This is a genomic window from Pseudomonas sp. 05N434 (genome assembly GCF_056396965.1).
The window spans coordinates 1-2,132 of record NZ_JBFTMK010000703.1 but is presented as its reverse complement, the minus strand read 5'-3'; the positions used below and the strand labels follow the sequence as shown (position 1 = coordinate 2,132).

Annotated in this window: 1 protein-coding gene; it reads left to right on the top strand. The window is 58.1% G+C overall.

Annotated elements, in window-relative coordinates:
• Nucleotides 1-85 precede the first annotated feature (85 nt).
• A partial coding sequence (clpA, locus tag AC1DLB_RS28305) for an ATP-dependent Clp protease ATP-binding subunit ClpA (RefSeq protein ID WP_477786118.1) occupies nt 86-2,132 on the top strand: 2,047 nt, incomplete at its 3' end.

Genomic DNA, 2,132 nt, shown 5'->3' with positions numbered 1-2,132 from the left:
GTACGCCAGGGAAAGCCAGCATCCGCTACTCTGTGAAATCGAGAAGGACGGTTAATCGCCGACCACTTGGGTATGAGGTGAAGCTATGTTAAACCGCGAGCTCGAAGTCACCCTCAATCTAGCCTTCAAGGAGGCTCGTTCGAAGCGTCATGAATTCATGACCGTCGAACACCTGCTGCTGGCCCTATTGGATAATGAGGCTGCCGCTACCGTTTTGCGTGCCTGCGGCGCAAACCTCGACAAACTCAAGCATGACCTGCAGGAGTTCATTGACTCCACCACGCCATTGATCCCCTTGCATGACGAGGATCGTGAAACCCAGCCAACCCTGGGCTTCCAGCGTGTACTGCAACGTGCTGTCTTTCACGTACAGAGCTCGGGCAAACGCGAAGTGACTGGCGCCAACGTGCTGGTCGCGATCTTCAGTGAGCAAGAGAGTCAGGCAGTGTTTCTGCTGAAACAGCAGAGCGTTGCGCGCATCGATGTCGTCAACTACATCGCCCATGGCATTTCCAAAGTGCCGGGGCATGGCGATCACTCTGAAGGTGAACAAGATATGCAGGACGACGAGGGCGGTGAGTCTTCTTCTTCAGGCAATCCTCTGGATGCTTATGCCAGCAACCTCAACGAACTTGCGCGCCAGGGTCGTATCGATCCGTTGGTAGGCCGTGAGCTCGAAGTCGAGCGCGTCGCGCAGATCCTGGCGCGTCGTCGCAAAAACAATCCGCTGCTGGTGGGCGAGGCGGGCGTGGGTAAAACCGCGATTGCCGAAGGCCTGGCCAAACGCATTGTCGATAACCAGGTGCCGGACCTGCTGGCCAACAGCGTGGTGTATTCCCTCGATCTGGGGGCCTTGCTGGCCGGAACCAAATACCGCGGCGATTTCGAGAAGCGCTTCAAGGCGTTGCTCAATGAGCTGAAAAAACGTCCGCAGGCGATCCTGTTCATCGACGAGATTCACACCATCATCGGTGCGGGCGCTGCGTCCGGTGGCGTCATGGATGCCTCGAACCTGCTCAAGCCGTTGCTGTCGTCGGGCGATATCCGTTGCATCGGTTCGACCACGTTCCAGGAATTCCGCGGGATCTTCGAGAAGGACCGTGCCTTGGCCCGGCGCTTCCAGAAGGTCGATGTGTCGGAGCCTTCGGTGGAAGACACCATTGGCATCCTGCGTGGCCTGAAAGGGCGTTTCGAGCTCCATCACAACATTGAATACAGTGATGAAGCCCTGCGCGCCGCTGCTGAACTGGCCTCGCGTTACATCAATGATCGGCACATGCCGGACAAGGCCATCGACGTCATCGACGAGGCGGGCGCCTATCAGCGTCTGCAGCCAGTCGAGAAGCGCGTGAAACGCATCGAAGTGCCTCAGGTCGAGGATATCGTTGCGAAAATCGCGCGAATTCCGCCAAAACACGTCACCAGTTCCGACAAAGAGTTGCTGCGTAACCTTGAGCGTGACCTGAAGCTCACGGTATTCGGCCAGGATGCGGCGATCGACTCACTGTCGACCGCGATCAAGCTGTCCCGTGCCGGCCTCAAGTCGCCTGACAAGCCCGTCGGTTCGTTCCTGTTCGCGGGCCCGACCGGCGTCGGTAAAACCGAAGCTGCGCGGCAGCTGGCCAAGGCGTTGGGGGTCGAGCTGGTTCGCTTCGACATGTCCGAGTACATGGAGCGCCACACCGTATCGCGTCTGATCGGTGCGCCTCCAGGCTATGTCGGGTTCGACCAGGGCGGTCTGCTGACCGAAGCCATCACCAAGCAGCCTCACTGCGTATTGTTGCTCGATGAAATCGAGAAGGCGCATCCGGAAGTCTTCAACCTGCTGTTGCAGGTCATGGACCACGGTACGCTGACCGATAACAACGGGCGCAAGGCAGATTTCCGTAACGTGATCGTCATCATGACGACCAACGCCGGTGCCGAGACTGCAGCGCGTGCTTCGATCGGTTTCACCTATCAGGACCACTCGTCCGATGCGATGGAAGTGATCAAGAAGAGCTTCACGCCGGAATTCCGCAACCGTCTGGACACCATTATCCAGTTTGGTCGCCTCAGCCATGAGGTCATCAAAAGCGTGGTGGACAAGTTCCTTACCGAGCTTCAGGCGCAGCTGGAAGACAAGCGTGTGC